21 protein-coding genes and 2 pseudogenes are annotated in these 25427 nt (G+C 67.4%); 11 read left to right on the top strand and 12 right to left on the bottom strand.

Annotated features, from left to right (window positions below; genetic code table 11):
* The 3 genes and pseudogenes from CON76_RS05550 to CON76_RS05560 form a co-directional block, all read right to left on the bottom strand.
* A pseudogene (locus CON76_RS05550) lies at nt 1-163 on the bottom strand (IS1380 family transposase); the annotation flags it as partial.
* A gap of 102 nt (nt 164-265) precedes the next feature.
* Nucleotides 266-784, bottom strand: a complete 519-nt coding sequence (locus tag CON76_RS05555) for a TRAP transporter small permease (RefSeq protein ID WP_101102388.1) — start codon at nt 782-784, stop codon at nt 266-268.
* A gap of 72 nt (nt 785-856) precedes the next feature.
* Nucleotides 857-1837 carry a TRAP transporter substrate-binding protein gene (locus CON76_RS05560; RefSeq protein WP_101102389.1) on the bottom strand — a complete coding sequence of 327 codons (981 nt, stop codon included), beginning with the start codon at nt 1835-1837 and terminating at the stop codon, nt 857-859.
* A 185-nt stretch (nt 1838-2022) separates the two neighbouring features.
* On the opposite strand from CON76_RS05560, the gene CON76_RS05565 reads away from it, so the two are divergent.
* From CON76_RS05565 to CON76_RS05575, 3 genes are all read left to right on the top strand, one after another.
* Nucleotides 2023-2574, top strand: coding sequence for a winged helix DNA-binding protein (locus CON76_RS05565; protein WP_101102390.1), 552 nt, complete (start codon nt 2023-2025; stop codon nt 2572-2574).
* 133 nt (nt 2575-2707) lie between these two features.
* Nucleotides 2708-3904 carry an NO-inducible flavohemoprotein gene (gene hmpA / locus CON76_RS05570; RefSeq protein WP_169928994.1) on the top strand — a complete coding sequence of 399 codons (1197 nt, stop codon included), beginning with the start codon at nt 2708-2710 and terminating at the stop codon, nt 3902-3904.
* Nucleotides 3905-3913: 9 nt separating this feature from the next.
* Entirely contained in the window at nt 3914-4372 is a 459-nt protein-coding gene (locus CON76_RS05575; protein WP_101102391.1) for an Rrf2 family transcriptional regulator, read from the top strand.
* On the opposite strand, the pseudogene CON76_RS05580 reads toward CON76_RS05575, so the two are convergent.
* Nucleotides 4369-5167 (bottom strand): annotated as a pseudogene (locus CON76_RS05580) (AIM24 family protein). The gene CON76_RS05575 and the pseudogene CON76_RS05580 sit on opposite strands and share 4 nt — an antisense overlap.
* A 129-nt stretch (nt 5168-5296) precedes the next feature.
* On the opposite strand from CON76_RS05580, the gene glmU reads away from it, so the two are divergent.
* Nucleotides 5297-6703 (top strand): bifunctional UDP-N-acetylglucosamine diphosphorylase/glucosamine-1-phosphate N-acetyltransferase GlmU, encoded by a 1407-nt coding sequence (glmU, locus tag CON76_RS05585; RefSeq protein WP_101102392.1) that lies wholly within the window; start codon nt 5297-5299, stop codon nt 6701-6703.
* 10 nt (nt 6704-6713) lie between these two features.
* Here the strand turns inward: glmU and CON76_RS05590 are convergent, their stop codons facing one another.
* Together CON76_RS05590 and CON76_RS05595 are read right to left on the bottom strand one after the other, a co-directional pair.
* On the bottom strand, nt 6714-7160 hold the full coding sequence (locus tag CON76_RS05590) for an SH3 domain-containing protein (RefSeq protein WP_101102393.1): 447 nt from the start codon (nt 7158-7160) through the stop codon (nt 6714-6716).
* A 56-nt stretch (nt 7161-7216) separates the two neighbouring features.
* Entirely contained in the window at nt 7217-7705 is a 489-nt protein-coding gene (locus tag CON76_RS05595) for an Lrp/AsnC family transcriptional regulator (protein ID WP_101102394.1), read from the bottom strand.
* Between the two features lie 137 nt (nt 7706-7842).
* On the opposite strand from CON76_RS05595, the gene glmS reads away from it, so the two are divergent.
* Entirely contained in the window at nt 7843-9756 is a 1914-nt protein-coding gene (gene glmS / locus CON76_RS05600) for a glutamine--fructose-6-phosphate transaminase (isomerizing) (RefSeq protein WP_101102395.1), read from the top strand.
* Between the two features lie 37 nt (nt 9757-9793).
* On the opposite strand, the gene CON76_RS05605 is transcribed toward glmS, so the two are convergent.
* Nucleotides 9794-12250, bottom strand: coding sequence for a diguanylate cyclase (locus CON76_RS05605; protein ID WP_101102396.1), 2457 nt, complete (start codon nt 12248-12250; stop codon nt 9794-9796).
* A 285-nt stretch (nt 12251-12535) separates the two neighbouring features.
* On the opposite strand from CON76_RS05605, the gene CON76_RS05610 reads away from it, so the two are divergent.
* On the top strand, nt 12536-13600 hold the full coding sequence (locus CON76_RS05610; protein WP_205758187.1) for an ABC transporter substrate-binding protein: 1065 nt from the start codon (nt 12536-12538) through the stop codon (nt 13598-13600).
* Between the two features lie 7 nt (nt 13601-13607).
* On the opposite strand, the gene CON76_RS05615 is transcribed toward CON76_RS05610, so the two are convergent.
* From CON76_RS05615 to CON76_RS05630, 4 genes are all read right to left on the bottom strand, one after another.
* Nucleotides 13608-13832, bottom strand: a complete 225-nt coding sequence (locus tag CON76_RS05615) for a SlyX family protein (protein WP_101102397.1) — start codon at nt 13830-13832, stop codon at nt 13608-13610.
* On the bottom strand, nt 13829-15562 hold the full coding sequence (locus tag CON76_RS05620) for a phosphoethanolamine transferase (RefSeq protein WP_240592778.1): 1734 nt from the start codon (nt 15560-15562) through the stop codon (nt 13829-13831). Before CON76_RS05620 ends, CON76_RS05615 begins: the two co-directional genes overlap by 4 nt.
* Nucleotides 15563-15649: 87 nt before the next feature.
* On the bottom strand, nt 15650-16072 hold the full coding sequence (locus tag CON76_RS05625; protein WP_101102398.1) for a universal stress protein: 423 nt from the start codon (nt 16070-16072) through the stop codon (nt 15650-15652).
* Between the two features lie 39 nt (nt 16073-16111).
* Complete coding sequence (locus tag CON76_RS05630) at nt 16112-17767, bottom strand: MFS transporter (RefSeq protein ID WP_101102399.1); 1656 nt, start codon at nt 17765-17767, stop codon at nt 16112-16114.
* An 82-nt stretch (nt 17768-17849) separates the two neighbouring features.
* Between CON76_RS05630 and CON76_RS05635 the strand changes: the two genes are divergently transcribed.
* Both CON76_RS05635 and CON76_RS05640 read left to right on the top strand, forming a co-directional pair.
* The gene (locus CON76_RS05635; RefSeq protein WP_101102400.1) at nt 17850-18290 is read left to right on the top strand and encodes a universal stress protein; all 441 of its coding nucleotides are present in this window, start codon (nt 17850-17852) and stop codon (nt 18288-18290) included.
* 47 nt (nt 18291-18337) lie between these two features.
* On the top strand, nt 18338-19027 hold the full coding sequence (locus CON76_RS05640; RefSeq protein ID WP_101102401.1) for a dienelactone hydrolase family protein: 690 nt from the start codon (nt 18338-18340) through the stop codon (nt 19025-19027).
* A gap of 12 nt (nt 19028-19039) precedes the next feature.
* Here the strand turns inward: CON76_RS05640 and CON76_RS05645 are convergent, their stop codons facing one another.
* Nucleotides 19040-22030, bottom strand: a complete 2991-nt coding sequence (locus tag CON76_RS05645; RefSeq protein ID WP_101102402.1) for a bifunctional diguanylate cyclase/phosphodiesterase — start codon at nt 22028-22030, stop codon at nt 19040-19042.
* Nucleotides 22031-22182: 152 nt separating this feature from the next.
* Between CON76_RS05645 and yajC the strand changes: the two genes are divergently transcribed.
* From yajC to secF, 3 genes are read left to right on the top strand one after another with little or no spacing between them, the layout of a single operon-like run.
* Entirely contained in the window at nt 22183-22506 is a 324-nt protein-coding gene (gene yajC / locus CON76_RS05650) for a preprotein translocase subunit YajC (protein WP_101102403.1), read from the top strand.
* A 33-nt stretch (nt 22507-22539) separates the two neighbouring features.
* On the top strand, nt 22540-24438 hold the full coding sequence (gene secD / locus CON76_RS05655; RefSeq protein ID WP_101102404.1) for a protein translocase subunit SecD: 1899 nt from the start codon (nt 22540-22542) through the stop codon (nt 24436-24438).
* 17 nt (nt 24439-24455) lie between these two features.
* Complete coding sequence (gene secF / locus CON76_RS05660) at nt 24456-25409, top strand: protein translocase subunit SecF (RefSeq protein WP_101102405.1); 954 nt, start codon at nt 24456-24458, stop codon at nt 25407-25409.
* Nucleotides 25410-25427: the final 18 nt, after the last annotated feature.

Here is a 25427-nt window from a genome sequence, read left to right on the forward strand (position 1 = left end):
AGCCCAGCCTGCGGTCCACTTCGGCCAGCAGCATCACCCCGGCGTCGCTGGTCATGCTGCCGCCATCGAAGCGGCCCTCGATCTTGCGTCGGCCCAGTCGGCCAAAATCAATCACGCCAACCTCATCGGCAGTTGTTTGCGGTGTACAGTTTGGTTTCGGCATTGCCCGTCCTCTCATCCAGATTCGATACCTCGATGTTCGGGCATTTCAAGGGCAATGCCGTCCTCGTTTCTACGGACTACGGTGAAATATCCGGGCTAGTCCTTATTCGATGCGTGACGGCTCGTCACCGGCCGAGAGGTCGCGCAGCGGCTCGCCGCGCAGCAGCAGGATCAGGTCGCCCAGGAAGGCGAGCGCGAACAGCGTGGTGCCGATTGCCATGCCCAGCTGCGGGATCCACAGCGGCGTGGCGTCCAGACCGCTGGAGACGTCGTGGAACTCGCGCGACTGCTGCACCAGCCGGACCGAGAACCAAGCCAGCGCGCCGGACAGCCCGATCGCCACCAGGTGGCACAGGATGTCGAGCCCGCGCTGGCCGCCAGCCGGCAGCCGGTTGAGCAGCAGCGTGACGCGGATATGTTCGCCGCGGCGCAAGGTCGGCGCCAGCGCCAGGAAGGCCGAGCAGGCCATGCAGTAGCCGGCGTAGGCGTCGGCGCCCGGCAGCTCGAACAGCGGGTGCAGCCGGCCCAGGATGCTGGCCAGCACCGCCAGCAGGGTGCCGACCATGAAGAAGCCGGCCAGGTAGCCTGCGATGTTGAAGAATCGATCGAGCAGTGGGCGCATGGCCTGCCTTTGCGAAAGTGGATTGAAAAACCCCCTCGCGGGAGGGGGTGTCGGCTGGCGCTCCGCAGGTGCTTACTTGCGGAAGGCGTCAACGATGGCTTGGCCCTCGGCGCCGGTCTGCTTGGCCCAGTCGGCCACCATGGTGTCGCCGATCTTCTTGAGCTCGGCACGCAGGGCCGGGCTGCCAGCGTCGATCGTCATGCCGTTCTTGCGCAGCTGATCCAGGTACCAGCTGTTCTTCTCGGCGCTGATCTTCCAGCCGCGTGTCTCGGCCTCGGCAGCGGCCTTGGTGATGGCGGTCTGGGTCGGCTGGTCCAGGCTGTCGAAGGCCTTCTTCGACACGATCACCAGGTTCTTCGGCAGCCAGGCGCTGACGTCGTAGTAGTACTTGACCTGCTCCCACACCTTGCCGTCGTAGCCGGTGGCGCTCGACGACATGAAGGTGGTGACGGCGCCCGTGGCCAGCGCCTGGGTCAGCTCGGCGGCTTGCACCGTGACCGGCTGCGCGCCGACCAGCTGCGCGATGCGGCTGGTGTTGGGGTTGTAGGCGCGCCACTTGGCGCCCTTGAGGTCGGCCACCGACTGGATCGGCTTGGCGCTGAAGATGCCCTGTGGCGGCCAGGCCACCGAGTACAGCACCTTGATGCCCTGCTTGGCCAGCGCGGCCTCGGTGGCAGCGCGCGAGACCTTCCAGAGCTTTTGCGCGTCGGCGTAGCTGGTGGCCAGGAAGGGGATCGAGTCGACGCCGAACATGGCGTTTTCGTTCGAGTAGCCCGAGATGATGATCTCGCCGATCTGGGCCTGGCCACCCTGCACGGCGCGCTTGATCTCGTTGGCCTTGAACAGCGAGCCGCCGTCGTGCACCGTGATCTTGAGCTTGCCGCCGGTGGCCGCACCGACTTCCTTGGCGAACTGCTGGATGTTCTCGGTGTGGAAGTTCGACGCCGGGTAGCCGGTCGGCATGTCCCACTTCTGCTGCGCCAGCACCTGGCCGCCGAACGACAAGGTGGCGGCCGCCAGGCCTGCGCTGGCCCACTGTTTCACATTGACCATGGTGTACTCCGTTGAGGGTGAGGATGCCGGCCGGCGGCTGCCAGCCAGCGTTTCTGAAAGCATATCGATGGCAAGATCTTAATAAAGTATTGATGTTTTGTCATCAAGGTTTACCCGTAATTGGGTGGTGTTGTTAACATGGAACGGTATTCCTGTTTCCCCTTGTTCACGGAGCCAATTTCTGTATGTCCGACCTTCCCACCGCTGGTGCCTCCGCCAGCACCCCTGTCCATGACTCGCAGCGCATTGTCACGTCGGCCCATCTGGTGTCGGAAAAATCGCCTGAGCTCTCGGAGTTCGAGTTCGGACTCATCATTGCCACCCATGCCTTCAACCGTTGGCTGACCCGCTGCATGGGCGCGGCCGGCGTCAAGGACATGGCGGCGGTGGATGTGCTGGTGCTGCATCACACCAACCACCGGGCCATGGAGAAGCGCCTGGCCGACATCTGCTTCGTGCTCAACATCGAGGACACCCATGTGGTGTCCTACTCGCTCAAGAAGCTGATGGCGGCCGGCTATGTGCGCAGCCAGAAGAAGGGCAAGGAAGTGTTCTTTTCCACCACCGAGGCGGGCGCCGCCCTGTGCATGCGCTACCGCGAGGTGCGCGAGGCTTGCCTGATGCCGGGCTTCTCCGGTGCGGCCGATGAAAACCGCCAGTTGGGCGACTTTGCGAAGTTGCTGCGCACCCTGTCCGGTCGTTATGACCAGGCGGCGCGTGCAGCCACTTCCTACTGACGGGCCCGCACCACTGGGCAACGGATTCAAAAAGATGTAATATCGGTACATCTTTATGCGTCCGTGCCGTGTGGTGCGGATTTTTTTGGTTTTTAAAAGATGTATTTTTTATACATCTAAAAAGGACAACACCATGTTGGATGCCCGCGTACGTGAACTGGTCAAGGCCACCATCCCTGTGCTGAAAGAGCACGGGGTGGCGCTCACCACCCATTTCTACCAGCGCATGTTCCGCCATAACCCGGAACTGCAACAGATCTTCAACCGCTCGCACAACGAGACCGGCAAGCAGCCCACGGCACTGGCGCTGTCGGTGCTGGCGTACGCCGAGAACATCGACAACCCGGCGGTGCTGGCCCCGGTGGTGGCGCTGATTGCCAACAAGCACGCCAGCCTGGGCATCCGTGCCGAGCATTACCCGATTGTGGGCAAGCACTTGCTGGCTTCGATTCGCGAAGTGCTGGGCGACGCGGCCAGCGACGAGCTGGTCAACGCCTGGGGTGTGGCCTATGGCGCGCTGGCCGACATCTTCATCGAGGCCGAAACCCAGCTCTACGATGCCGCTTGCAACCAGGACGGTGGCTGGAGCGGCTGGCGCACCTTCCGCATTGCGCGCAAGGAGGCCGAGAGCGCCGAGATCACCTCGTTCTACCTGGAGGCTTGCGATGGTGGCCCGTTGCCGCAATACCGCGCTGGGCAGTACACCTGTGTGCGCGTGTTTGTGCCGGAGCTGGGCGTGATGCAGCCGCGCCAGTACACCTTGTCCGACGCGCCGGGGCAGCCGTGTTTGCGCATCTCGGTCAAGCGTGAGGCGGGCACCGCCACCACGCCGCCGGGCCGTGTGTCCAACCGTTTGCACGACGCTTACCACGTGGGCGATTTGCTGGATGTGGCCCCACCTTTTGGGGAGTTCTACTTGGACGAGACGCAGGACACGCCGGTGGTGCTGCTCAGCGGCGGGGTGGGCATTACGCCGATGGTGGCGATGCTCAACCGTCTGGTGCAAACCGTACCGCAGCGCCCGGTGCAGTTCGTCCACGCTTGCCGCAACGCCGATGTGCTGGCGTTTGGGCCACACCTGACGCAAGTGGTGGCGCAGCACCCGCAAGTGCGGTGGCACCTGTTCCACGACCAAGGCCCGGTCAGCGCACCGGCACAAGTGGGCACGTTGGACGCGGCCACCCTGTGGCCGCAAGGCAGCGACGCAGACTTCTACCTGTGTGGCCCCGTGGGGTTCTTGCAGGTGCAGTTGCGTGCGTTGCAACAGCTGGGGGTGCCAGCAGCGCGTATCCACACCGAGGTGTTTGACACGGGCGGTGTGCAGGCCTAAAGTGGCCGGATGCAAATTACCCGTTTCACCGATTTAGGCTTGCGTGTCCTCATGTACCTGAGCATGGGGGAACGCGATACCGCGCGTGCCACCATCACCGAACTGGCGGAGCGGCTGGCGGTGTCGCGCAACCATTTGGTGAAGGTGGTACACCGGCTGGCACAGTTGGGGTTGGTGGCCACGACCCGGGGCAAGGGGGGTGGCATGGCGCTGGCCCGGCCCGCCGACCAGTACCATTTGGGGGACGTGGTGCGTGCGCTCGAAGACAACCCGTCGTTGATCGACTGCGGCGCGCCGCCGTGCGTGTTGGCGCGCAATTGCCAACTCAAAAGCGCCTTGGACGATGCGTTGCAGGCGTTTTTTGAACGCCTGAACCAGTACACGTTGGCCGATGCGGTGCGCGCGCCCACGGGCCTGTCCATCGTGTCGTTGCAACGCCGAGGGGCGGTGTTGCCGGTGGCGGTTTAGTCGCTGTCGTCGCCACCCAGCAAGCTGCCGCCGAGCAATCCAGCGCCAGCGCCCAACCCCAGGCCGGTTAACAAAGAGCCTTCTTCGCGTCCGCCGCTGCCCCGCTGGGGTGCGGCCGCAAACACGCGCGAGGCCAACCGCGAGAACGGCAGGCTTTGCATCCACACGGTGCCGGGGCCGCTCAGGCGGGCCAGAAACAGCCCTTCGCCGCCAAACAGTGCGGTTTTGATCTTGCCCACGTATTCGATGTCGAACGCCACGCTGGGCGTGTGTGCCACCAAGCAGCCGGTGTCCAGCCGCAGGGTTTCGCCCGCTTGCAGTTGGCGCTGGATGACGGTGCCCCCCGCGTGGACAAACGCCAGCCCGTCGCCTTGCAACCGTTGCATGATGAAACCCTCGCCCCCAAAGAAGCCCACGCCCAGTTTGCGCTGGAAGTGGATGCCGATGCTCACGCCCTGGGCGGCGCACAGGAATGCGTCTTTTTGGCAAATGAGGGTGCCACCCAGTTGGTCCAACCGCATGGGCAAGATTTTGCCGGGGTAGGGCGCAGCAAAACCGACCTTGCGCTTGCCATTGGCTTGGTTGCGGTACACGGTGGTGAACAGCGATTCGCCGGTGATGAGGCGCTTGCCTGCGCCCATGAGCTTGCCCAGAAAGCCGCTTTCCCGGTGCGAGCCGTCGCCAAACAAGGTGTCCATCTCGNNCGGCCTCGCCGATGGCGGATTCGCCGGGGTCGAGTTCCAGCTCCACCAGTTGCATGTCGTCGCCGTGGATGCGGTAGTCGATCACGTGCATTTGGGTGGGGCCGGGTGCTGGCGTGGCGGGCTGGGGCGAAATTTGGCTGAACAGGCTCATGGCAGTGGGGCTGAAGGTCAGGATAATCCGCGCATAGCGCCATTTTCAGGCGCGTTTCAAGGAGATGGCATGGCGACGCAGGTGGATGTGGTGATTATGGCGGCGGGCAAGGGCACGCGCATGAAGAGTTTGCGGCCCAAGGTGCTGCACCGGCTGGCGGGCAAGCCCTTGGTGAACCACGTGATCGACTGCGCCACCCGCTTGCAGGCGCGCCGTGCGGTGGTCATCACCGGGCACCAGGCCGAGCAGGTGGAGGCGGCCTTGGCCCCGTTGGCCATGGGCGCATTGCCGTTGCAGTTTGTGCGCCAGATGCCGCAGTTGGGCACGGGCCACGCGGTGCAGCAGGCGGTGCCGGTGTTGGACGATGATGGCGTGACCTTGGTGCTTTCGGGGGATGTGCCGCTGACCCAGGCCGACACCCTGCACGCCTTGTTGCAAGTGTGCGATGGCCAACACCTGGCCTTGTTGACGCTGGACTTGCCCGACCCCACCGGTTATGGCCGCATTGTGCGCGGGCCGGGTGAGGTGGTGCAGGCCATCGTTGAGCACAAGGATGCCAGCGAGGAACAGCGCCGCATCGCCGAGATTTACAGCGGCATCATGGCTGTGCCCACGCGCTTGCTGCGCGGCTGGCTGGCACGGTTGGACAACCAGAACGCCCAGGGCGAGTACTACCTGACCGACATCGTGAAGTTTGCCGTGGCTGATGGCCTGCCCGTGCTGGCGCACCGCATCCACGATGCGTTGCAAGTGGCGGGCATCAACAGCCCGGCGCAATTGGCCGAGCTGGAGCGCGCGCACCAGCGCCGCGTGGCCGAGGCGTTGCTGGAGCAGGGCGTGCGCTTGGCCGACCCGGCCCGGCTGGACGTGCGTGGCGCGCTCACCTGTGGGCAGGACGTGGAAATCGACATCAACTGCGTGTTTGAGGGCGCGGTGTCGCTGGGCGATGGTGTGCGCATCGGTGCCCATTGCGTGGTGGCCAACGCCCAGATTGCCGCTGGGGCGGTGATCCACCCCTTCACCCACATCGATGGCGAAAAGCTGGGCGTGACGGTCGGCGAGGGCGCGTTGATTGGCCCATTTGCACGGCTGCGCCCCGGTGCAGAGCTGGGGGCCGATGTCCACATTGGCAACTTTGTGGAGGTCAAGAATTCCACGCTGGCCGCCGGGGCCAAGGCCAACCACTTGGCGTATCTGGGCGATGCCACGGTGGGCGAGCGCGTGAACTACGGCGCGGGCAGCATTACCGCCAATTACGACGGTGCCAACAAGCACCGCACGGTGATTGAAGCCGATGTCCACATCGGCAGCAATTGTGTGCTGGTGGCTCCAGTCACGATTGGTGCGGGTGGCACGGTGGGCGGTGGCTCCACCATCACCAAAGACACGCCCGCTGGCGCGTTGAGCGTGGCGCGGGGCAAGCAGTTGTCGGTGCCGAATTGGGCGCGGCCACAAAAAGCGCCGAAAAAGGCTTGAACGCGCTGGTTCACCAGCCCCACAGCAGATCGCGCGCTACCCAAGCGGACTGACCGTCGCGGCTGCGCACGCGCACCCAGGCTTCGCCCCGGTGTTCGGTGGCCAGCACTTGACCATAGACGGCGTAGCCCACCACCGGGAATTCGGTGCCTGGCCCTTGGCGCAGGTTGGCCGAACGCACCCGCACCACGTGGTGCGGGGCCGGTTGCGTGACGGCAGCCGCCACCCAACCTTGGTCGCCTTCAAAGTCCTGCACCTTGAGCCAGCCACCCTCGCGTTGCAGTACCTGCAATGGGTAGCCGCGCGCGAGTTGCCATTGCACTTCGGCCTGTGTACCAGCGGTTTGGCGCAGGTTGGCCCCCTGCGTCTTGACGCTGACCAGTTCTTGCGCGTGGCTGGTGGTGGCCAGACCGGCCAGCAGGAGCAGGCTGAAGGTGAAGCGGGGCAACAAGCGCATGGGGTCACATCCTTGAAAAACGCCACGGCGCGGCGGTGGCAACGGGCCGCTGGCAACTATAGCGGCAACGGCAGCGCCGGGGCAAACTTGGCACGCTTGACGCTGAAAAACGCCCGCACATGGCGCACGTTGGCGTGTTGCGTGAACAGGCGTTGCGCCACCGCTTGGTAAGCGGGCATGTCGCGCACCGCCAGTACCAGCACAAAGTCCGGCCCCGGGCTGACGCGGTAGCACTGTTGCACCGCCGCTTCGGCCACCGCCAGCGCCTCAAATGCGTCCAAGTGTTCTTGGCCTTGGCGGTCTAGGCTGATTTCAACCAGCGCCGTCAGGCCATGCCCCAGGGTGGCGGCCAGTGCGTCGGGTTGCAGCAGCGCCACCTCGCGCTCGATGAGGCCCGCCGCCTTGAGCCGCTGCACCCGGCGCAGGCTGGTGGCGGGCGACACCCCCACCACCTCGGCCAGCCGTTGGTTGGACAGGCTGGCATCGTGCTGCAACTGGGCCAGCAGCCGCAGGTCAATGGCGTCCAGAGAGAAGGTTTCTTGCATAAGCTGCCAGTGTATGCAAGAAACCACCGAACTTGGTACGTAGTGCAATTTTCTGCCGAAAATTGTCTTAAAAAGATGGCCTGTTGCAGCAGCGGCGGCCTAGCATCATGCCCATTCATCATTCAAGGAGTGGGCGTATGTGCGGAATTGTGGGCGCGGTGTCTTCGCGCAATATTGTGCCGGTGCTGGTGCAGGGGTTGCAGCGGCTGGAATACCGGGGTTACGACTCGTGCGGGGTGGCCATCCACCGGGCGGCGGTGGTCGGCGGTGCCGTGGCACCAGCGGGGGTCGGTTTGCAGCGTGCCCGCAGCACCGCGCGCGTGGCCGAGCTGCAAACCCAGGTGACGCAAGACCAGCTGGCCGCCGGTACCGGCATTGCCCACACGCGCTGGGCCACGCACGGCGCACCGGCGGTCCACAACGCGCACCCGCACTTCAGCCACGGCCCAGGGGCGGATGCGGCCAGCCGCCCGGCCCGGGTGGCGCTGGTACACAACGGCATCATCGAGAACCACGACGAACTGCGCGCCGAATTACAGGCCAAGGGTTACGTGTTCGATAGCCAAACCGACACCGAAGTGATTGCGCATTTGGTGGACGCGCTGTACGACGGCGACATCTTCCAGGCCGTGCGCACCGCGCGCAGCCGCCTGCACGGTGCGTACGCGATTGCCGTGTTCCACAAGGATGAACCGCAACGCATGGTGGGGGCGCGCCAGGGCTCCCCGTTGATCATGGGGGTGGGCGAGGGCGGCGGTGAACACTTTTTGGCCAGCGACGCGATGGCCTTGGCGGGCGTGACGGATCAGATTGTTTACTTGGCCGAAGGCGATGTGGTGGACGTGCAACTGGGCCGCTACTGGATCGAGGACACCAATGGCCAGACCTTGACCCCGGCGCAGCGCCCGGTCAAGACCGTGCAGGCCCACAGCGGCGCGGCCGAATTGGGGCCCTACCGCCACTACATGCAAAAAGAGATTTTTGAGCAGCCGCGCGCCTTTGGCGACACGCTGGAAGGCATTGAAGGCATTGCCCCGGAGCTGTTCGATGGTCAGGGCGAGCAGCCTGCCGCCGCTTGGCGCGTGTTCAAAGAGATCGACAACGTGCTGATTCTGGCCTGCGGCACCAGTTACTACAGCGGTTGCACAGCCAAGTATTGGTTGGAAGAAATCGCGGGCATTCCGACCCAAGTGGAAGTGGCCAGCGAATACCGCTACCGCACCAGCGTGCCCAACCCCAAGACGCTGGTGGTCACCATCAGCCAAAGCGGTGAAACCGCCGACACGCTGGCCGCGTTGCGCCACGCGCAAAGTCTGGGTATGCAGCACACCCTGACCATCTGCAACGTGGCCACCAGCGCGATGGTGCGCGAGTGTGCGCTGGCCTACATCACCCGCGCTGGGGTGGAAATTGGCGTGGCCAGCACCAAGGCGTTCACCACGCAGTTGGCGGGGCTGTTCCTGCTGACGCTGGCGCTGGCGCAAGCCAAGGGTCGCTTGAGCGCCGACGACGAAGCCCGCCATCTCAAGGCCATGCGCCACCTGCCGGTGGCCCTGCAAGCGGTGCTGGCGTTGGAGCCCCAGCTCATCCAGTGGGCCGAACAGTTTGCGCAAAAGGACAACGCCTTGTTCCTGGGCCGTGGCTTGCACTACCCGATTGCGCTGGAAGGTGCGCTCAAGCTCAAGGAAATCAGCTACATCCACGCCGAAGCCTACCCGGCGGGCGAGCTCAAGCACGGCCCGCTGGCCCTGGTGACGAGTGCGATGCCGGTGGTGGTGGTGGCCCCCAACGATGCGTTGCTGGAAAAGCTCAAGAGCAACATGCAGGAAGTGCGTGCGCGCGGTGGCGTGCTGTACGTGCTGGCCGATGCCGACAGCCACATCAGCGCCAGCGAAGGCATCCATGTGATCCGCCTGCCGGAGCACTACGGCACCCTCAGCCCCATCCTGCACGTGGTGCCGTTGCAGTTGTTGGCCTACCACACCGCGCTGGCCAAGGGCACCGACGTGGACAAGCCGCGCAACCTGGCCAAGAGCGTGACGGTGGAGTAAGCCGCGCGCCGGGCCGTGGCCGGTGGTGTGCAGGCGCTCAGGCCAGGCACAGCTGGTCGCGGCCCTGGCGCTTGGCCTGGTACAGGGCGGCGTCGGCGCGCTTGAGCGCCTGTGGCAGGCTGTCAAGCTCGCCCACCTGCAGCACGCTGGCCCCGATGCTGACGGTGAAGCGGATCTCGTGGTCCTCGTACTGCACGGTGCTGTGCCGGATGGCGTGCAGCAGGCGCTGTGCCACCGTCTGCGCGCCTTCGATGCTGGTCTCGGGCAGTGCGATGGCAAATTCCTCGCCGCCCATGCGGCCCAGCACGTCCACCTCGCGCAGGTTGGCCTGCAGGGTGTGCGCCAGCGCGCGCAGGATGGCGTCGCCCCCCGGGTGGCCGTAGGTGTCGTTGAGGCGCTTGAAGTGGTCGGCGTCGATGCTCAGCAGCGCAATCGGGTGCTGGTAGCGCCGCGCGTGCGCCAGCAGCGGCTGCAGGTGCTCCATCCAGCCGCGCCGGTTGAGCATCTGGGTCAGCTCGTCGATGTGGGCCATGCGCTGCAGGGCGGCCTCGGCCAGCTTGCGTTCACTCAAGTCGCGCGCAATCACCACGCGCAGCGGCTGGTAGGCGTCGTCCAGGCTGCCCACCGACAGCTCCAGCGGAAACACCCGCCCGTTGCGCGCCTTGCCCCAGCTTTCCTGGTGGCCGTGGCGCAGCGGTGCCACGCCGCGCTGTGGCGCGTGCGGCGGTGGCGCCAGCAGCTCCTGCAGTGGCTGGCCGTGGATGTCGGCGCTGCGCCAGCCAAACAGCTGTTCGGCGGCCGGGTTGAATTCCAGCACGCCGTACTGGGCGTCGATCACCAGCACCGCATCCAGCGCGGTGTGCAGGAAGGCGCGCGCACGGGCCTCGCTGCGGCGCAGGGCCTGGGTGCGCCCGGCCAGCTCGGCCTGTGCGGTCTTGCGTTCGGTGATGTCGCGCACCAGCGTCAGCACAAAGGTGCGCGGGCCCCACACCACGCGGCTGATGGAGACTTCGGCCTCGTACAAGCTGCCATCGCGGCGGCGGTGCGTGGTCTCGAAGAAGTGCCCCTCGGGCCCCACCGTGTGCAGCAGGCCCAGCAGGGTCACGGGGCTCATGCGGGCGTCCCAGTCGGTGACGTGCAGCGCGCGCAGCTGCCCTGGCGTGCAGCCCAGCATCGCGGCGGCCTTGGGGTTGGCGTCGAATACGCTGCCGTCGGGGTTGAGGATGACCACGCCGTCGCGTTCGTGCTCGAACAGGGTGTGCCACAGCGAGGCCTCGTCGGCCAGCGCCTGTTGCGTCTGGTACTGCTGCGCGGCTTCGTGCTGCAGGGTGTCGAGCAGCTGGTCGAAGTGCCGTGCCAGTTGGTCGATGTCGTCGTGGCGCGCGCCGTGGCCAGCCTCGCCGGGGCCGTTGTCACCGTTGCCTAGGCGGTGGTCGCGCTGGCCTTGCCGGGCGGCCAGTACCGCCTGGTCGATGCGTGCCACGCGCTGCACCACGTCGCGCCCGGTGCGCCAGAACAGCAGCGCCACGCCCAGCAGCGTCAGCCCCATGAGCGCGCCCAGGCTGGCCAGCAGCCCGGCCATCAGGCGCTGGTAGGGCGCCAGCGGAAATCCCGCCCCCACCAGCCCGATGCGCTGGCCGTCGCCGTCGAACAGTGCGGCGTAGCCCATCAGGTAGGTGCCGTTGTCGTGCGTCTGGCGCCCCAGCCACAGCGCGCCTGGCGTGGTGGTGGTGGCCAGCACCTCGGGCGGGGCGATCTGGCCCAGGCGGCGCTGGCCTTGCAGCTTCTGGCGGCTGGCGTTGATGCGCACGTCGTCCAGGTACAGCGTGCTCAGGCCCTCGGTGCCGTCCAGCAGCGTGCCCACGGGGAACACGACCTCGCGCATGTGCTCGATCAGCGCCGTGTTGCCGTTGAGCAGCAGCCCGCCCATCAGCACCACGTCTGGCAGGTTGATGGCCAGCGGAAAGTGCGCCCCGGCGTTGATGAGCAGGCCCGGCGTGGTGCGGTGGCCCGGAGCGCCGGGCGTGGGCTCGACCCGCGCGCGGTGCAGCAGCTGGGGCGCGTAGGCCGCCAGCTCGTGGTGCTCCACCCGCTCGTAGGCCGATGCGCTCACGCCCACCCGCGCCTGGCGCATGACGTAGGAGTTGGGCACGCGCTGGCCTTCGGCCACGCCGCTGCTGGAGCCCAGCACCCGGCCATCGGCGTGCAAGACCAGCACGTAGTCCAGCCCGCTGCCGCGCGCCACCGCGCGCAGCGCCTGGTCGAGCTCGGCGCGCGGCGCCTGCGCCAGCACCAGCTGGTTGAGGCGCTCGGACTTGACCAGCTCGCTCACGCGCAGCCGGGTCTCGCTTTGCACCACGTCCAGGTAGTTGCGCGTGCTGGCCAGGCCGCCGTGCAGCTGGGTCTGCACCAGCTGCTGCGCACCGTGCCCGCCCACCCATGCCAGCAGCAGCACCAGCACCGGCAGTGCCAGCAGCAGCGGCGTCAGGCTCACCAGCCCCCAGCGCCAGCGCAGCGACGTGGCCCAGCGTGTGCGCCACCCCCCAGCCGCACCTGGAAGCGGGACAATAGCGCCGTGGCCATGTTCACAGGCGGTGGCCCGGCGTTGGCGCCCGTTGTTGCGGTGCCGTGGCCTGCGGTGTGGAGTGAGCGGTGATGCAGATGGGCGTTTCTTGGGGTGGCATGGTGTGGGTGCGTCGGTGGTGCCTGGCGGGCGCGCTGGTGGTGCTGGGTGGGCTGCTGTCGGCCTGCGGGCCCCAGCCATCCGTTCTGATCGGGTTTGTGGGGGGGGCTGACCGACCGCAACGCCGACAACGGCCAGGCGGGCCAGAATGGCGTTATTCTGGCGGTGGAGCAATTTAACCGCAATGGCGGCCTGGGTGGCCGCATGGTGCAACTGATTTCGCACGACGACGCGCAAAACCCGGCCACCGCCGCGCGCGCCGCGCAGGCCCTGGTGCAGGCCGGGGTGGAGGCCGTCATCGGCCCCTTCACCAGCAGCATGGCCGAGGTCACGGTGCCGGTCTTCAACCGGGCCGCCATCTTCCAGATCAGCCCCACCATCACCTCGCTGGCGTTCCACGGCCAGGACGACCACCTGTTCCGCATCAACCGCACCACGCGCGACAACGCGCGCGACTACGCCCGCATCGTGGCCGCACGGGGCCAACGCCGCGTGGCGGTGGCGTACGACCTGCGCAACCGCAGCTTCACCGAGTCGTGGCTCAAGGAATTCCGCCGACACCTGGAGCGCAGCGGCGCGCGCGTGGTGGCGGCGGTGCCCTACGACTCGCAGCCCGACACCCGCTTTGACACTGTGGTGGCTGACATGCTCAAGGCCCGCCCCGACGGGCTGTTCTTCATCTCGGGCGCGCTGGACGTGGCGCGGCTGGCGCAGCAGGCGCGCAAGCAAGCGCCGCAACTGCCCATGGGGGCATCGGAATGGGCCTCGACCGAGCAGCTGCTGGAGCTGGGCGGCGCGGTGGTGGAGGGCCTGCTGATTGCGCAGAACTACAACCACGAGGACCACTCGGCGCGTTTTCGCGACTTCACCGAGTCCTACATCAAGCGCTTCCAGCGCAACCCGGGCTACAGCTCGGTGTCGGCCTACGACGCGACCACGGTGCTGCTGACGGCGCTGCAGCAGCGCCGCGAGGGCGAGAGCCTCAAGGCCGCCGCCCTGCGCAGCGGGCCGTATGCGGGCCTGCAGCAGACCATCACGTTCGATGCCAATGGCGACACCGAGCGCCGGGTGTTCTTTGCCGAGGTGCGCGGCGGCGACTATGTGCTGTTGCAGCCGCCCGAGGCCGAGCCCCAGCCGCCGACACCGGCTGCGCCGCGCTAGCACGCGTTCAGTAGTGCGGCGGCAGCTCGTCGCGCAGGTTGCGTGCTGCGCCGGTGCTGGCGTCGCTGGCCTGCGCGAGTTGCTGGCGCAGCTGCACCACCTCGCGCGTGAGCTGGTCGAGCTGCTGCTGTTGCCGGTACACCAGCCGGTTGAGTTCGTCCAGCAAGTCTTCGGCGTAGCTGGCTTTTTCTTCCAGCCGGGTCAGGCGGGGTTCAAGGGTGGGGGCGTTCATGGGGCGCGATTCTGGCACGCGCCAAAGATGTCGAGCGCGGGCTGGCGCACCTGGGTCTGCACGCCGCTGAGGCCCAGCAGCGAGTGGAACAGGTGGTCGTGCGACAGCGCCTGCCCGGCCTGCGGGCGCAAGCAGTCCGCCGTCACGCCGCGCTGCTGCTGGAACGCGGGCGAGAGCCACGTCAGCATCGGCACGTGGGTCTGTTCGCTGGGCGCCATGGCGTAGGGCATGCCGTGCAGGTACAGGCCGTTCTCGCCCAGCGATTCGCCGTGGTCCGACACGTACAGCAGCGCGCCGGGCTGGTGTTGCTGCTGCAACCAGGCCACGGTCTGGGCCAGGAAGTGGTCGGTGTAGCGGATGGTGTTGTCGTAGCTGTTGCGCAGGGCCGCCGGGTCGCAGTTTTGCAGCGTGTTGCTGGCGCATTCGGGCGTGAAGGCTTTGTGCGCCGCCGGGGTGCGCAGGTAGTACGCCGGGCCGTGGCTGCCCATCTGGTGCAGCACCACGACCGTGCCCTTGGCGCGGCGTTCGGCGGGCAGCTCGGCCAGGCGTGCGTTCAGGCCGTGCAGCATGATTTCGTCGTGGCATTCGCCGTCGTGGCACCAGTCGGGCACGTCCAGGCTGCGGGTGCTGGCGTTGGGCACGCGCTCGCACACGCCCTTGCAGCCGGACTGGTTGTCCAGCCACAGCACGGCCAGCCCGGCGCGTTGCAGCACGTCGAGCACGTTCTCGTGGCGGTCGCGGTTGTCACTGAAGTCGGTGCGGCCCAGGTGCGAGAACATGCACGGCACCGAGGTCTGGGTGTTGGTGCCGCAGGAGCTGACGTTGCTGAAGTACACCAGGTCGCCCTGGGCTTGCAGCGCGCGCAGGCGTGGCGTGGTGTCGCGCTCGTAGCCTTGCAGGCCGAAGTTGGCGGCGCGGGCGGTCTCGCCCACCACCAGCACGATCAGCGGGGCGGCGTCGGGGCCGCTGGCGGTGGCGGCCTGCGCATCCAGCCCCAGCGGTTGCAGCGGGGTCTGGGCCTGGGCGGCCTGGCCCACCGAGGCCCGGCCCAGCGCGTACAGGGTGTTGAAGGGGTTGATCATGTAGCGCAGCGGCTTGTGGTTGCGCATCAGCGAAGCCAGGTCCTGGAACGCCAGCCAGAACAGCCCCGCGCTCAGCAGCACCGCCAGCAGCGACAGCGCGCTCTGCTGCCACGCCAGCCGCAACCCGGGCACCCGGCGCACCGGCTGGCGCCACCACCACACGCCGGGCAGCACCACGCCCACCAGCAGCGCGCCCAGCATGTTGAGCGACAGCAGGTCGCGCACCTCGCGCGCGTCGGTCTGCAGCGTGTTGGCCACCATGGTCGGGTCGATCACCACGCCGTAGCTGAGCATGAAGTAGCTGCTGGACGTCACCGTCAGCAGCAGCACCAGGCCCACCGGCTTGAGCCAGCGCGGCCACACCAGCAGCCCCAGCAGCGCGGCCAGCGCCGTGCCCAGGATGCCCGACAGCAGTGGCACCAGCAGCCCCAGCCGCGCAGCGGACAACTCGGGCAACTGCCCCAGTGCCAGCCACAGCGGCAGGTTGCCCACCGTGACCAGCCAGGCGCACAGCACCCACAGCAGGCGGGTGGGGTGCCAGCCCGTGGCGGGCGGCGGCGCAGCACCGCCGTCTGCCGCAGCAGCGGGGGCAGGGTGGGCCAGGGGGGCCGCGGAAACGGCAGCGGGGCAAACAGGGGAGGTGGACACAGAAACACTCGCGCGGCACAACAGGGCCGCGGATCGTAGCGCCACCGCCTTAAATTCACCTTAAGCGCGTGGCGTGCGCCGCTTGCTTCATTTCACCAGTGTGACCGGGATGTTGGATTTTTGCGACACATCCGCCGCCACCGAGCCCATCACCAGCTTCATCAGCCCCGTGCGGCCGTGCGTGCCCATGACGATCTCGTCGGCGTGCAGCTCGCGCGCAAACCGCACGATGGCCTGCGCCGGGTGGCCCATGCGGATGTGGTGCTGGTACGCCACGCCCGCCGCGTCGGCCAGCGCGCGCGCCTCGGCCAGGGTGGCCAGGCCGTCGGTCTCGTAGAGTTGCTTGAGCTCGTCGGCGTTGTGGCAGGCGCGGGCGTGGCCGTCGTTGCTGGTCTGCACGTTGAGCAGGTGCAGCTGCAGCCCGGCCTCGTGCCCGCGCTGTTGCAGCAGTTGCGCCAGGGCGCGGTTGGCGTGGGTGGAGCCGTCGATGGGAACCAGGAGGGTGCTCATGGGTGTCTTCCTCTGTATGGGGGTGGGTGGGGGAGTGGTTCAGTGCCGCGCGGTGGGCTGTTCCAGCACGTAGCGCGTCACCACCGGGGGCGTGTCGGGCAGGTGAAACGCCAGCTTGCGCTCGCGCAGCGCCAGGTCGCCGGTGGTCAGGCGCTCGAAGCGGCGCAGGTGCTCGGTCCACGAGGCGTCGGTGATCTGCTCCACAAAGCGCCCGGGCTGGGCCAGGTCGTGCAGCAAGGCCCAGTCCAGCGCGCCCTGGCGCAGGCGGCTGCGGCGGCTGTCTTGCATCAGGGCGCGGAATTCGGTGGCGCGCGCCGGGTCGATCAGGTATTCCAGCTGCACCACCACGCGCCCGCTGCCGGGGGGTACGCGGGTCACGGGGGTGCGGGCCACGCGGGAGGGCGTCAGGTCCTCAGCGCCTGCCGCGTCGCGCTCGCGCACAAAACGCTGCGCCAGCGCCATGCACGCCACGCCCGACAGCGCCGCCACGCCCACGCTCAGGTGGACGCTGCTCACGTCGGCCGCCTGGCCCCACAGCGCCGCGCCCAGCGCGCTGCTGCCCATGATGGCCATCTGGTACACCGACATGCCGCGCGCGCGCACCCAGTCGGGCAACGCCATCTGTGCCGACACGCTCAACGAGTTGGCGGTGGTGATCCAGGCCACCCCGGCCACGAACATGGCGGGCACGGCCCAGCCGACGTGCGGCGCCCAGGCCACCACGGCCATCGCCAGCGATTGCAGCAGCGTGCCACCGCGCACCAGCGCATCGCGCGACAGGTTTTGCCGCACCCGTGGCAAGAACAGCGCCGCCACAATCGCGCCACTGCCCATGGTGGCCAGCAGCAGCGTGAAGGAGCCCGGCCCACCACCTTGCATGTTTTGCGCCAGCAGCGGCAACAGTGCCATCAGCGCGGTGGAATGAAAAAAGAACAGCCCAATGTGCAGGTACACCACCCGCAGCCGGGGCGACTGGCGCACAAACTGCCAGCCCACGCGCATGGCGCTGCCCAGTGGCTCGCGCCCCAGTGGGTGTTGCACATGCACGCGCTTCCAACGCCAGATGATGGCCGCCGACACCACCGCCAGCACCGCATTGAGCACAAACACCGCCACACTGCCCACGCTGGCAATCAGCCCCCCCGCCAGCAGTGGCCCCACAATGCGCGAGGCGTTCATCGACACCGCGTTGAGCGCCAGCGCCTGGGGTAACTGGCTGCGCGGCACCAGTTCGGGCACGATGGCGGCAAACACCGGCCAGCGCATGGCCAGCCCGATGCCATTGGCAAACACCAGCGCCAGCAGCACCGGCGGCGACAGGTGGCCCAGCCACACCGTGGCGCACAGCCCCAGCGCCACCAGCGCGATCCAGATCTGCGTGCTCAGGAAATAGCGGCGGCGGTCCAGCGTATCGGCCAGCGCGCCACTGGGCAGGCCCAGCAAGAACACCGGCAACGTGGCCGCCGTCTGCACCAGCGCCACCCACACCGGCGACGTGGTGAGCGAGGTCATCATCCACGCCGCCGCCACGTCGTTCATCCACATGCTCACATTGGCCATCAGCCACGTGCCCCACAGCCAGCCAAAGGTGCGGTGCCGGAATGGCCCCAGCGCCGCCAGCCCCAGCGGTGGGCGTGGCGGTGGTGCGGCGGCGGAACGTGCGGAAGCGGTCGAAGTCTCGGGCATGGGCGCCATTGTGCGTGCTTTGCCGGGTCTATGATGCTGACATGGCGCTGCCACCGTGGCGGTGCTGGCAATTTGTCACGGAACTGGAATCATGAAACTGCTGCTCCCCATCGATGGCTCCCCCCTGGCGCTGGACGCCGTGCGCCACGCGCTGCGCCTGCTGCACGCGGGCTTGCACGCCAAGCTGGTGCTGGTCAACGTGCAAGAACCCGCCACGTTCTACGAACAGGTCACGCTGCACGATGCCGAGGCGCTGCAACGCCTGACCGACGCCGCTGGCCAGGACATGCTGGCCCCCGCGCTGGCGCTGGTGCAGCACGCCGGGGTGCCGCACGAGGCCGAGGTGCTGACCGGCAACCCCGTGCCGTTGCTGCTGGAGGCCTGCGAGCGCCACCGCTGCGACGCTATCGTGATGGGCAGCCACGGCAAGGGCCTGGTGCAACGGGCGTGGCTGGGCTCGGTGTCGCAAGCGGTGCTGGAGCACGCCCCGGTGCCCGTGACGCTGGTCAAGGCGCGCGACGACGCGGCCTGAAGCCCCTAAACTGTGCGTTTGTCTGTTGCAACCAAGGAGCGTTTTCTATGGGTACTTTTGTCGATCTGCAAGCCGCTGATGGTGTGATGTTTCCCGCCTACGTGGCGCACCCGGCGGGCCAGCCGCGCGGTGCCGTGGTGGTGTTGCAGGAAATTTTTGGTGTCAATTCCCACATCCGCGCCGTGGCCGACGGTTACGCTGCCGCCGGTTACGTGGCGGTGGCCCCAGCCACCTTTCACCGCGTGCAGCCGGGCGTGGAACTGGGCTACACCGAGGCCGACATGGGCACGGGCTTTGGCTTCAAGACGGCGGTGGAGGCCTTGCCCGCCCCCGGCGTGATGGCCGACATTCAAGCCGCCATTGACCAGGCCGCGCAACTCAGCGGCGGCAAGGTGGCCGTGGTGGGGTATTGCTGGGGCGGCCTGCTGACGTGGCGCAGCGCCTGCACCCTGAGCGGCCTGGCCGCAGCCGTGCCCTACTACGGCGGTGGCATGACCAGCGATGCCGAAGCCGCGCGCACCCCGCGCTGCCCGGTGCTGGCCCACTTTGGCGACCAGGACCAGTGGATCCCGCTCGACAGCGTGGAAGCGTTCCGCGCCCGCCACCCTGGCGTGCAGGTGCACGTGTACGCCGCCCACCACGGCTTCAACTGCGACCAGCGCGGCTCCTACGACGCCGCTGCGGCGCAGCTGGCGCGCGAGCGCACGCTGGCCTTTTTGGCCCAGCACGTGGGCTGAAGCCGCTGCGCTTCAGATGCTCAGGCTCGGGTCGGCGTCGTGGTCGCGCTGCCAGGCCTGGGCGTGGCGGCGCAGCCAGCCGGGCATTTCGCTGGCGGGCAGGGCGCGGCTGTAGAGCCAGCCCTGCAGCGTGTCGCACTGGTGTGCCAGCAAAAACTCGCGCTGCGCCTGCGTCTCCACCCCCTCGGCCACCACCTGCAGGCCCAAGTCGTGCGCCATCGACAGCGTGGCGCGGATGATGGCCTCGTCCTCGGCGTTGCCCGGCACGTCGGTGATGAAGGACTTGTCGATCTTGAGCTTGCTCAGCGGCAGCCGTTTGAGGTAGCCCAGGCTGGAGTAGCCCGTGCCAAAATCGTCCAGCGCCAGGCTCAGGCCCATGGCCGTGATCTCCAGCAGCCGCTCCTGCAGGCTGGGCTGCACCTGGATCAGCAGGCTTTCCGTGATCTCCAGCTCCAGCTGCGCGGGCACGATGCCGCTGCGCTCGATCACGCCGCGCAGCTGCGCCATGAAGTTGGCGCGGTTGAACTCCATCGCCGAGATGTTGACCGCCATCTTCAGCCGCGCCAGCTCGGGGTGGGTGCCCGCCTGCGCCTGCCACTGCTGCAGCTGCGTGCAGGCCTGCTGCAGCACCCACTGGCTCAGCGGCTCGATCAGGCCCGAGTCCTCGGCCACCGGAATGAACTGGTCGGGGCCAATGGGCCCCTGTCCCGGCGGGCGCCAGCGCAGCAGCGCCTCCACCCCCACCACGGCGCCGCTGCGGGTGTCCACCTGGGGCTGGCATTCCAGGATCAGCTCGTTGGCGCCGGGCTGCAGCGCGCGGCGCAGGCCGCTTTCGATCTGCAGCCGTTGCGACAGGTGTTCGTTCATGTCGCGGCTGAAGTGGCGCCAGCCGTTGCGCCCGCTGCCCTTGACGCTGTACATGGCGGTGTCGGCGTGGCGCAGCAGGGTCTCGATGTCGGCGCCATCGGCGGGGTAGAGCGCCAGTCCCAGGCTGGCCGAGACCGTGATCTCCTGGTGCCCCAGCTCGATCGGTGCCGCCAGCGCCTGCAAGATCTTGTGCGCCGCCACCTCGGCCCCGGTGCGCGACTTCAGGCGCGGCAGCAGCACCACGAACTCGTCGCCGCTGAGGCGCGCCAGCACGTCGCGCGGGCGCAGGCACTGGCGCAGGCGGTCGGCCACGGTCTTGAGTAGCAGGTCGCCCTGGCTGTGGCCCAGGCTGTCGTTGATGTGCTTGAAGTGATCCAGATCCAGGAACACCACGCCCAGCATGCTGCCGTCGTGGCGCGCCGCCTCCAGCGTGGCGTGGGCCTGCACCATCCACTGCGGGCGGTTGACCAGCCCGGTCAGGGGGTCAAAATGTACCAGCTGCTCCAGGTGGGTGTTGCTTTGCGCCAGCTCCTGCGTGCGCTGCTCCACCAGGTGCTGGGCGCGGCGGCTGTGCCCGCTGACGATGAGCAAAAACGCCCCCAGCAGCGTGACCGACACCAGCCCGGTGATGACGGTGACCCAGGCGAACCAGTTCTCGGCCTCGGCGCTGTGGTAGCCCGGGCCCGGGCGCACGTGCAGCTGCCAGTGGCGGTCGCCAAAGTAGAGCGGGATCTGGCTGTGCCACTGGTTGTTGAACGTGGGCGTGACCATGCGGCTGGCACGGTGCTGGCAACCGGCGTGGCCGGCCAGGTGGCGCTGGTCCAGCGGCGCGTCGGCGTCGAGCAGGCAGACCTGCAGTCGCTGCGCGTGTCCGGGGCCGACCACGCTGGCCAGCATGGCGTCGAGCCGGAACACCGCCGACACCACGCCCACGGTGGGGCCGCCGGGCCCTTGGTCTGCGGTGAGTGGCTGCCCGCGCACCACCTGGTACATCACCACCGCCTGCTGGGCGCCGGTTTCCTGCACCAGCCTAAAGCTGGGGCTGACGGCGGGCTGCCCGCTCAGGCGCGTGCGCTCGACCGTGGTGGCGGTGGCGTGCAGCACCAGCACGTCCAGCCCCAGCGCGGTGCGGTTGCTGGCCAGCGGCTCCACCCAGGTGATGGGCAGGTGCTCGGGCGCGTCGGCGGCGCGGTGGGTCTGGCCACCGGGGGTGCGGCCCAGCACCTGGAACGCGCTGCCGCGCTGGCGGCTTTCGCGTGCCTCGTAGCCCGGGCGTTGCGCGCGCGTGATGCGGGGGCTCCAGCCAAAGTTCTGTGTGGCGGGGTAGCGTTGCAGCCAGGGCTGCACGGCTTCGCGGAACGTGTGGGCGTCGTGCTGCGTGGTCAGGCGCATCAGGGTGGCCACCGCCACCACGCTGTCGGTCTGGGCGTCCAGGCGGCGCTGCAGGCGCTGGGCCAGGTCTTGCGCGCGCTGCTGGAATTGTGCCTGCTGTGCCTGCTGGTCCAGGCGGTGCAGCTCGTGGTAGCTGGCGCCCACCACCAGCGCGGCCAGCGCCATGGGCAGCACCACGCTGCCCATGCGGCTGCGCCACGCGCTGGCGGGCTGGCCAAACAGCACCAGCACGATGGGCGCGCCCAGCGCCACGCCCATGGTGTCGCCCAGCCACCAGACCCAGGCGTTGTACAGCGCCTCGTCGGCGTGCATCAGGCCATCCCACACCAGCACCGGCACAGACAGGCTGGCGTTGAGCAGCGAACCCAGCGGCGCCAGCACAAACAGGAACAGCACCACGTGCTGCGGCGTGTCCAGCGCGGTGGGGTAGCCGATCCAGCGCCGCACCAGCGCCGCCGTGGCCCAGGCCTGCAGCGCAGCGCCCAGCGCGGGCACCAGGTTGCTCCAGCCGTGCCAGGGCAGCATGCCGGTGCTTTGCAGCCCGGCCAGCATTTGAACGCACAGGCTGCCCAGCACAATGCCGGACAGGGTGCGCGCGCCCCACACCAGCACCACCCCCAACGCCAGACCCGCCGGCAAAAACACCAGCGACACATAGCCCGGCGGCACTGCAATCTGCAGCGCCAGCCAGCCACTGGCGGTGTAGGCCAGCGCCACCAGCAAGGTCAAAAGAAGAGAAGCCATCAACAGTAAAAAGGGCGCGCCACCGCAGCGCGCCTGTAAATGTAGCAGCACCGCCCGGGTGCCCCCGCTTAAAATCACTTGCGCCAGCCACTGGCACCGGGCTTGCCGCTGGCAGCCTTCTCCCGTCCGATTTTCTGCATAGGATCCGCAACGTGTTCATCTCCTCCGCTTACGCCCAGTCCGCCCTTGGTGGCGACCTGCAATCCTCGCTGACCAGCATGCTGCCGCTGGTGCTGATGTTTGTGGCGCTGTACTTCATCATGATCCGCCCGCAAATGAAGCGCCAGAAAGAGCACAAGGCCATGGTCGAAGGGCTGGCCAAGGGCGACGAGGTGGTGATGGGCGGCGGCCTGCTGGGCAAGATCACCAAGGTGGGCGAGACCCAGCTCGGCATCGAGGTGGCGCCCGGCGTCGAAGTGCAGATGCAGCGCAACGCCGTGATCCAGGTGCTGCCCAAGGGCTCCATCAAGTCCTGACCTTTTCCTTTTTCTACCGAAGCCCGCCCGCGCATGAACCGTTACCCGCTGTGGAAGTACGTCACCCTGGTGGTGGCGCTGCTGATTGCCACCCTTTACACACTGCCCAACTTTTTTGGCGAGGCGCCAGCGGTGCAGGTTTCCGCAGGCAAGGCCACGGTCAAGCTCGACGTGGGCATGGTCACGCGCGTGCAAGAGGCGCTGGCCACGCACAACCTGCAGGCCCAGGCCATCCAGTTCGATGGCAACTCCGTCAAGGCCCGCTTTGACAGCACCGACGTGCAGATCAAGGCGCGCGACGCCATCGACCAGGCCCTCAACCCCGACCCCGCCAACCGCACGCACGTGGTGGCCTTGAACCTGCTGCCGCGCACCCCCGCGTGGTTGCAGGCGCTGCATGCCAGCCCCATGTACCTGGGGTTGGATTTGCGCGGTGGCGTCCACTTCATGCTGCAGGTGGACATGCCCGGCGCGTTGGACAAGCGCCTGGACAGCCTCACCAGCGACGTGCGCACCGCCTTGCGCGACAAGAACATCCGCCACGGAGGCATCCGTCGCGACGGCAACGCCGTCGAGCTGCGCTTGCGCGATGCCGAGACCCAGCGCGCGGCGCAAAACCTGCTGGCCGACCAGTTCCCCGACCTGCAACTGGCCGAGGCCGATGCCGCCGGTACCGGCACCGAGCTGACACTGCGCGCCACGCTCAAGCCCGAGGCCGCGCGCCGCATCCAGGAGCAGGCGCTCAAGCAAAACATCACCACGCTGCACAACCGCATCAACGAGCTGGGCGTGGCCGAGCCGGTGATCCAGCAGCAAGGGCTGGACCGCATCGTGGTGCAACTGCCCGGCGTGCAAGACACCGCCAAGGCCAAGGACATTCTGGGCCGCACCGCCACGCTGGAGCTGCGCATGGTGGACGAAAGCCCCGATGGCCGCGCCGCCGAAACCGGCGCTGGCCCGGTGCCGTTTGGCTCCGAACGCCACCTGGACCGCGATGGCCGCGCCGTCATCACCCGCCGCGACGTGATCTTGACCGGCGAGAACCTGACCGATGCCCAGGCCGGCTTTGATGGCCAGACCCAGGAAGCCGCCGTCCACCTGACGCTGGACGCCAAGGGCGCACGGGTGTTCCGCGACATCACGCGCGACAACATCGGCAAGCGCATGGCCATCCTGCTGTTCGAAAAAGGCCAGGGCGAGGTGGTGACCGCACCGGTGATCCGGGGCGAAATTGGTGGCGGCCGGGTGCAGATTTCCGGCAGCATGAGCACTGTGGAAGCCAACGACACCGCGCTGCTGCTGCGCGCTGGCTCACTGGCCGCGCCGATGGAAATCATCGAGGAGCGCACCATCGGCCCCAGCCTGGGCGCCGACAACATTGCAAAAGGCTTCAACAGCGTGATGTGGGGCTTTGCCGTCATCGTGCTGTTCATGTGCGTGTACTACATGCTGTTTGGCCTGTTTTCCAGCTTGGCGCTGTCGGTCAACCTGCTGATGCTGGTGGCCGTGTTGTCGATGCTGCAAGCCACGCTGACCCTGCCCGGTATTGCCGCGATGGCGTTGACGCTGGGCATGGCCATTGATGCCAACGTGCTCATCAACGAACGGGTGCGCGATGAGTTGCGCAACGGCTCTGCGCCGCAAACCGCCATCCACGCCGGCTACGAGCACGCCTGGCACACCATTCTGGATTCCAACATCACCACGCTGATTGCGGGGGTGGCGCTGCTGGCGTTTGGCTCCGGCCCGGTGCGCGGCTTTGCGGTGGTGCATTGCATCGGCATTTTGACCAGCATGTTCTCGGCGGTGTTCTTCTCGCGCGGGTTGGTCAACCTGTGGTACGGGCGGCAGAAGAAACTCAAATCGGTGTCGATTGGCACGGTGTGGAAACCCACCGCCAGCGGCAACACCTCTGTGGCGCAGGCCGACTGAACCGGGAAGCATCTGAGATGGAACTGTTTCGCATACAAAAAGACATCCCGTTCATGCGCCATGCGTTGGTGCTGAACGCCATTTCCTTCCTCACGTTTGTGGCGGCGGTCTTCTTTCTGGCCACGCGCGGGCTGGCGCTGTCGGTGGAATTTACCGGCGGCACGGTGATGGAGGTGGCCTACGAGCAACCCGCCGACCTCAACGCCGTCCGTCAGGTGGTGGCCAAGTTGGGGTACGAAGAAGTGCCGGTGCAGAACTTCGGCACCGCGCGCGACGTGCTGATGCGCCTGCCGGTGGTGGCGGGCCAAAACTCGGGCCAGCAAGCCGAGGCCATGATGGCGGCGCTCAAGGCGCAAGACCCGACGGTGACGCTGCGCCGCACCGAATTCGTCGGCCCGCAGGTGGGCCAAGAGCTGCTGGTGGATGGCCTCAAGGCGCTGGGCGTGGTGATTGCGGGCATCATGATCTACCTCGCCTTCCGCTTTGAATGGAAGTACGCGGTGTCGGCCATCATCGCCAACCTGCACGATGTGATCATCATCCTGGGCTTTTTTGCCTTCTTCCAGTGGGAATTCTCGTTGGCGGTGTTGGCGGCGGTGCTGGCGGTGCTGGGCTACTCGGTCAACGAATCGGTGGTGGTGTTCGACCGCATCCGCGAGACCTTCCGCCGCCAGCGCAAGATGGGCACTGTGCAGGTGATTGACCATGCCATTACTTCCACCATCAGCCGCACCATCATCACGCACGGTTCCACGCAGATCATGGTGCTGTCGATGCTGCTGTTTGGCGGCCCCACGTTGCACTACTTTGCCATGGCGCTGACGATTGGGATTCTGTTTGGTATCTATTCGTCGGTGTTTGTGGCAGCGGCCACCGCCATGTGGCTGGGCATCAAGCGCGAAGATCTGGTCAAGGCCCCCAGCAAGAAAAGCGACGACCCCAGCGACCCGAACGCGGGCGCGGTGGTGTGATGTGAGATCCTGATACAC

Source organism: Macromonas bipunctata (assembly GCF_002837135.1).
Classification (GTDB): Bacteria; Pseudomonadota; Gammaproteobacteria; order Burkholderiales; family Burkholderiaceae_C; genus Macromonas_A; species Macromonas_A bipunctata.

What these genes read in the sequence shown, in the direction of transcription:
- secF (WP_101102405.1), top strand. Translation starts at nt 24,456, where the DNA reads ATGGAACTGTTTCGCATACAAAAAGACATCCCGTTCATGCGCCATGCG.
- secD (WP_101102404.1), top strand. Translation starts at nt 22,540, where the DNA reads ATGAACCGTTACCCGCTGTGGAAGTACGTCACCCTGGTGGTGGCGCTG.
- CON76_RS05565 (WP_101102390.1), top strand. Translation starts at nt 2,023, where the DNA reads ATGTCCGACCTTCCCACCGCTGGTGCCTCCGCCAGCACCCCTGTCCAT.
- CON76_RS05555 (WP_101102388.1), bottom strand. Translation starts at nt 784, where the DNA reads ATGCGCCCACTGCTCGATCGATTCTTCAACATCGCAGGCTACCTGGCC.
- hmpA (WP_169928994.1), top strand. Translation starts at nt 2,708, where the DNA reads ATGTTGGATGCCCGCGTACGTGAACTGGTCAAGGCCACCATCCCTGTG.
- CON76_RS05625 (WP_101102398.1), bottom strand. Translation starts at nt 16,072, where the DNA reads ATGAGCACCCTCCTGGTTCCCATCGACGGCTCCACCCACGCCAACCGC.
- CON76_RS05640 (WP_101102401.1), top strand. Translation starts at nt 18,338, where the DNA reads ATGGGTACTTTTGTCGATCTGCAAGCCGCTGATGGTGTGATGTTTCCC.
- glmS (WP_101102395.1), top strand. Translation starts at nt 7,843, where the DNA reads ATGTGCGGAATTGTGGGCGCGGTGTCTTCGCGCAATATTGTGCCGGTG.
- CON76_RS05575 (WP_101102391.1), top strand. Translation starts at nt 3,914, where the DNA reads ATGCAAATTACCCGTTTCACCGATTTAGGCTTGCGTGTCCTCATGTAC.
- CON76_RS05635 (WP_101102400.1), top strand. Translation starts at nt 17,850, where the DNA reads ATGAAACTGCTGCTCCCCATCGATGGCTCCCCCCTGGCGCTGGACGCC.
- CON76_RS05645 (WP_101102402.1), bottom strand. Translation starts at nt 22,030, where the DNA reads ATGGCTTCTCTTCTTTTGACCTTGCTGGTGGCGCTGGCCTACACCGCC.
- CON76_RS05615 (WP_101102397.1), bottom strand. Translation starts at nt 13,832, where the DNA reads ATGAACGCCCCCACCCTTGAACCCCGCCTGACCCGGCTGGAAGAAAAA.
- CON76_RS05590 (WP_101102393.1), bottom strand. Translation starts at nt 7,160, where the DNA reads ATGCGCTTGTTGCCCCGCTTCACCTTCAGCCTGCTCCTGCTGGCCGGT.
- glmU (WP_101102392.1), top strand. Translation starts at nt 5,297, where the DNA reads ATGGCGACGCAGGTGGATGTGGTGATTATGGCGGCGGGCAAGGGCACG.
- CON76_RS05560 (WP_101102389.1), bottom strand. Translation starts at nt 1,837, where the DNA reads ATGGTCAATGTGAAACAGTGGGCCAGCGCAGGCCTGGCGGCCGCCACC.
- CON76_RS05595 (WP_101102394.1), bottom strand. Translation starts at nt 7,705, where the DNA reads ATGCAAGAAACCTTCTCTCTGGACGCCATTGACCTGCGGCTGCTGGCC.
- CON76_RS05630 (WP_101102399.1), bottom strand. Translation starts at nt 17,767, where the DNA reads ATGGCGCCCATGCCCGAGACTTCGACCGCTTCCGCACGTTCCGCCGCC.